This window comes from uncultured Maribacter sp., from assembly GCF_947500405.1.
Classification (GTDB): Bacteria; Bacteroidota; Bacteroidia; order Flavobacteriales; family Flavobacteriaceae; genus Maribacter_B.
Genome location: NZ_CANMRY010000022.1, coordinates 1 through 4285, shown reverse-complemented (window position 1 = coordinate 4285; position 4285 = coordinate 1). Strand labels below are relative to the sequence as shown.

Here is a 4285-nt window from a genome sequence, read left to right as displayed (position 1 = left end):
TAATTTTAAAAATTTATCTCTGGCTGACTGGTTAGCCTATACTTTCCCAGTCCGAAATCATAGCCGGGACGTTGTAAAACATTAAAAACAAAATATGAGAAACACAAAATCAATTAAGGCATATGCGACAATAATTTTATTATCTATTTCTTTTATTAGTGTTGGACAAAACACACCCGAAGAAATAGTCTCTAATTTTTTTACGGAATATCAAAATGATGGAGCCTCAAAAGCATTAGATAATCTTTATTCGAATAATAAGTGGATGAACCGAGCAACAGATGCAATTACAAAATTAAAACAACAATTAGGGACCTTAAATGAAGATTTTGTTGGCAAATATTATGGATACGAATTAATTGTGGAGAAAAGACTATCAGATAGTTTCGTTCTAATGAGCTATTTGGTAAAATATGACCGACAACCTATTCGTTTTACATTTCAATTCTATAAGCCCGATAATGAATGGCGAACTCACAGTTTCAAGTATGATGGTAATATTGATGAAGAAATTGAAGAGTCGGCAAAGGTTTACTATTTAGATTTGAAAAAATAACGTTTTACAACAATGTATAACCGCAATTACGGCGGATTCGACTACGTCCGAATCCACTCGGAATTGCTAAAGCCAGTACTAAGCCGAAAAGTCTACGTATATTAACCCGTAACTGACGGTTATACGAGACCGTTGTATGCCATATGAAAAATCTAATCTTACATATTTGCCTTTTATTTTCAATGTTTACTTTTTCTCAGAAAATTGTTGAAAATGAGTTGGTTAGAAAAACTGAAAAAGATTTACTGGGATATTGGGAAAAGTTGTCTGAAAAACAGGATGGAAAAAAATATTATGTCGAAAAGCAGAATGGACAATTGTTTCTTAGTATTGGAAAATTCCAAAAAGGTGGTTTAGAATTTAAAGTTTCGGACAAAATCCTTATTAAAGTGGTTGGAGAAAATGACATTAAATTGAAAAACTTCATTCTAGAAAACGACGGAATTTCTGAATTGATTTATTTGGACTTAAAAAAGCTGATTATAGAAAATGGTGGTGTACAGTTCGAATTTATAAAATTGAAATAAAATACGGCACACAACAAAACCTAAACGTAATGCGGAGTTTAGGGTTAAGTCGAAAGGTCTGTGTATATTTATAATGTCGCTAAATCTTATGGATTTAGCTTTAGAATAGAAAAAAATAAATCAAAACAATAAGCTTTAGCTTCGTGCGTTGACGGAAACGAAAGGTTTCCCTACTACCGCACTACGCTTAGCCGAACCGTTACCCTTAATGGCTGACCTGAAAAATTCTGACTAAATTTAATATTCTAAAAAAGAATCGTGTGTCTGAATTTCCAATCTTTGGCGGAATTTTTAATATTTAGAAGCCTGAAAAATATAGTTTCTTCATTGAAAACAAATCCCCTACTCTTTTGGCTGACTTTATTGCGATTACTTGTATAAGTAATTTTTTAGGCGGAATATTTAATTTTTATCTAAAATACTAATAGACAGAATTGTTTACTCTTGTGTGAATTAAAAACTGTTGGACAGAATTATTATGAAAAACCAATCTTTGACCGAATTTAATTTCTTTGACTTAATTTATTTCCTAAATTGTACCAAATTCATAGTTTCTGTGACTAAATCCAATTGTTGGAATTCTTAAGCAATCGTAGGCCAAAAAGGGTAACAATGGCTATATTTCAAACTGGGCTAAGCGCTTTTTCTATGTAAAGTATTAATTTTAAAAATTTATCTCTGGCTGACTGGTTAGCCTATACTTTCCCAGTCCGAAATCATAGCCGAGACGTTGTACCCAATACCTACAGAAATGAAGAAAAGTATAATATTATTTCTTTTATTATTATTTAATAGTCCTTTATTTAGTCAGAGTAATTTAGAACCTACAAATGACTTAGAAAATAGTTACCAAGGAGTACTGAAAGATTATTATAATAATATTTTCCCTTTACTTTTTGAAGGATTAAGTTCTAAACCACTTGCAAGATTTACTTCAATGCCATCGTTTTCATATGAAAACACACTCTCTGTTGAAAAAGATATTTTGGGAAACTACAAAATGATATATCATAGATGTTCTGAAAGTTATTGGTATGCTGAGAGAAAAAATAAAGTTAAAATAATTAAGGAATCTATAAATATTAACCCTGAATTTGCTGGGATAATTGAAACATTATTTAAAAAAGCAGTGAATAAATCTGTAAAACCCGAAAACGAATTATTAGGTCTTGATGGAGAATTCTACTACTTTACAATTGTCAATAAAAATGACACTTTAACTACAGGAACTTGTTGGTCTCCAAATAAAGACAGTAGAACTGGAAAATTAGTTGAAATAGGTGATTCACTAATTGATTTGACTATTGGAAAGAGTGAAGATTTTAAGAAAACTGAATTGAAAATAAAAGAACTTATAAATAAATTTGATTAAAAAGTACAGGGTACAACACCGTATAAAAAAAATTGCTAGTTTTACCCTAAACCAAAGTTAGTTGCTAGTTTGCTAGCTTCTGATTTTCCTTCGGAAAATCCTCGCACACAAACACGCAACTTTCCTTATACAAACACGTTGTACACAATACGAAAAATGACATTTCGAAACATATTTATAATTTTCCTTTTAACCTTTTTCTCTTGCAAAACTGCAAAAGTGGAAACCGAAACTGAACAACCAAAAACCGAAATAATTGCATCGGAATATCCTCAACAAATTGGTTTTGTAAATGACTTTGAAAAAATATTTACGGAAGATGATATTAAATTTTTAGAAAATGCTCTTTCCTATTACAAAGAGAATTCTAATAGAGAAATTGCAATAATTACAATCGAATCTGTACCAGAAAATATGGAATTTGACCAATACGCAATAAGTATGTCTGACCATTGGAATGTTGGACAAAACAATGACGGAAATGGACTTACGGTTGTGTTAAGCAAAATGTTGAGAAAAGTTAGAATATCAACAACTGATAAAACTAGAAATCTATATTTATCTGACGAATTTTGTAAAAAAGTTATTGATGAAACGATGATTCCTGAATTCAAAAAAGGGAATTACAACGACGGAATTTTACTCGGAATAAATGAACTGATTAAAAAATGGATATAAAAGTACTGTGTACAACAATGTATAACCGCAATTACGGCGGATTCGACTACGTCCGGAATCCACGCGGAATTGCTAACGTCTGTGCTAAACCGAAAATAATCGCTAATTTAACCCGTAACTGACGGTTATACGAGACCGTTAGCACCAATTATGAAATCGAGCACTTTAATAATATTTCTGCTTTTATTTGGGTTGTTTCATTCTTGCAATGAAAAATCGGAAAATAAGAAAGCGGAATTTATTGAAAACAAATTATTTGGGAAAGTAAAAAGTGTCGAAACAAGAACTTTTGAAAATGATACTTTAAAATCAAGAGTATTGGAATTCTATAAAGAAAATGGAGTAATTGAAAAAGAAGAAACACATTTTGAACCGAATTTATCCTCTATTGTTAGACATTATAAATATGATGAAAAGAATAGATTGATAAGAGAACAAATTATTACAGACGGAGATTCTACTTTTTCGAGTAAATATTCATACAATAATCTCGGACTTGAAAAAAAAGAAGAATCTTATTTAAATAAAATTCAAACAGTTACAGAATTTAAACTTGATAGTTTAGGAAAAACCATTGAAAAGAAATTTGGATATGTGGAAACAAATGGATTTAGAAATTGGGAATATGAATATCCTAATGAAAACATAACTCTGACAAAGGAATTTTTTAAAAGTAATTCGCCAGAGAAAATAACTGAATTAAAAATTGTTCCTCAAGAAAGCAAAAAAGTTCGGACTACAAAATATTCATTTCCGCCATCAGAATCAAAAGAAATTTTCTATCATAATAACTTGGGAAACCTAATCAAAATGGAAAAGTATTATAACGGTAAATTGATAGAAAGCAAGAGTTTTACGTATGAATTAGACTTGAATCAAAATTGGATAAAGTCAGAAAGTGAATTGACAAGAAAAGAAAGAATTATAGAATATTACTAAAAAAATAACAGGTGCTAACAAAGTGTATAATTCATTGCTAGTACTCGCCTACTTACGAAAATCCTCGCGGATTTTCTATTCGGTTTGTATTTGCTAATTTAGTTGCTGAAATACGCAACGAAATCATACACAAACACGTTGCATGCAATAAACTAGCTTTTGGTGCATCTAGCTTACTTTATGAATTGAAATATAATTGGAAAAAACCATTAG

At 30.4% G+C, this 4285-nt stretch carries 5 protein-coding genes; all 5 read left to right on the top strand.

All coding sequences use genetic code 11. The annotated features are described in order from the left end of the window. Positions 1 to 94 precede the first annotated feature (94 nt). The 5 genes from Q0945_RS15660 to Q0945_RS15640 all read left to right on the top strand — a co-directional run bounded on the left by Q0945_RS15660 (position 95) and on the right by Q0945_RS15640 (position 4072). A complete protein-coding gene (locus tag Q0945_RS15660) occupies positions 95 to 556 on the top strand; it encodes a hypothetical protein (RefSeq protein WP_299436494.1) in 462 nt (153 codons plus the stop codon). 143 nt (positions 557 to 699) lie between these two features. After that, complete coding sequence (locus Q0945_RS15655; protein ID WP_299436491.1) at positions 700 to 1083, top strand: hypothetical protein; 384 nt, start codon at positions 700 to 702, stop codon at positions 1081 to 1083. Between the two features lie 751 nt (positions 1084 to 1834). Further along, entirely contained in the window at positions 1835 to 2455 is a 621-nt protein-coding gene (locus tag Q0945_RS15650) for a hypothetical protein (RefSeq protein ID WP_299436488.1), read from the top strand. Positions 2456 to 2611: 156 nt separating this feature from the next. Further along, positions 2612 to 3133 (top strand): TPM domain-containing protein, encoded by a 522-nt coding sequence (locus Q0945_RS15645; protein ID WP_299436485.1) that lies wholly within the window; start codon positions 2612 to 2614, stop codon positions 3131 to 3133. Positions 3134 to 3283: 150 nt separating this feature from the next. Next, the gene (locus tag Q0945_RS15640) at positions 3284 to 4072 is read left to right on the top strand and encodes a hypothetical protein (protein ID WP_299436482.1); all 789 of its coding nucleotides are present in this window, start codon (positions 3284 to 3286) and stop codon (positions 4070 to 4072) included. Positions 4073 to 4285: the final 213 nt, after the last annotated feature.

What these genes read in the sequence shown, in the direction of transcription:
- Q0945_RS15660 (WP_299436494.1), top strand. Translation starts at nt 95, where the DNA reads ATGAGAAACACAAAATCAATTAAGGCATATGCGACAATAATTTTATTA.
- Q0945_RS15655 (WP_299436491.1), top strand. Translation starts at nt 700, where the DNA reads ATGAAAAATCTAATCTTACATATTTGCCTTTTATTTTCAATGTTTACT.
- Q0945_RS15650 (WP_299436488.1), top strand. Translation starts at nt 1,835, where the DNA reads ATGAAGAAAAGTATAATATTATTTCTTTTATTATTATTTAATAGTCCT.
- Q0945_RS15645 (WP_299436485.1), top strand. Translation starts at nt 2,612, where the DNA reads ATGACATTTCGAAACATATTTATAATTTTCCTTTTAACCTTTTTCTCT.
- Q0945_RS15640 (WP_299436482.1), top strand. Translation starts at nt 3,284, where the DNA reads ATGAAATCGAGCACTTTAATAATATTTCTGCTTTTATTTGGGTTGTTT.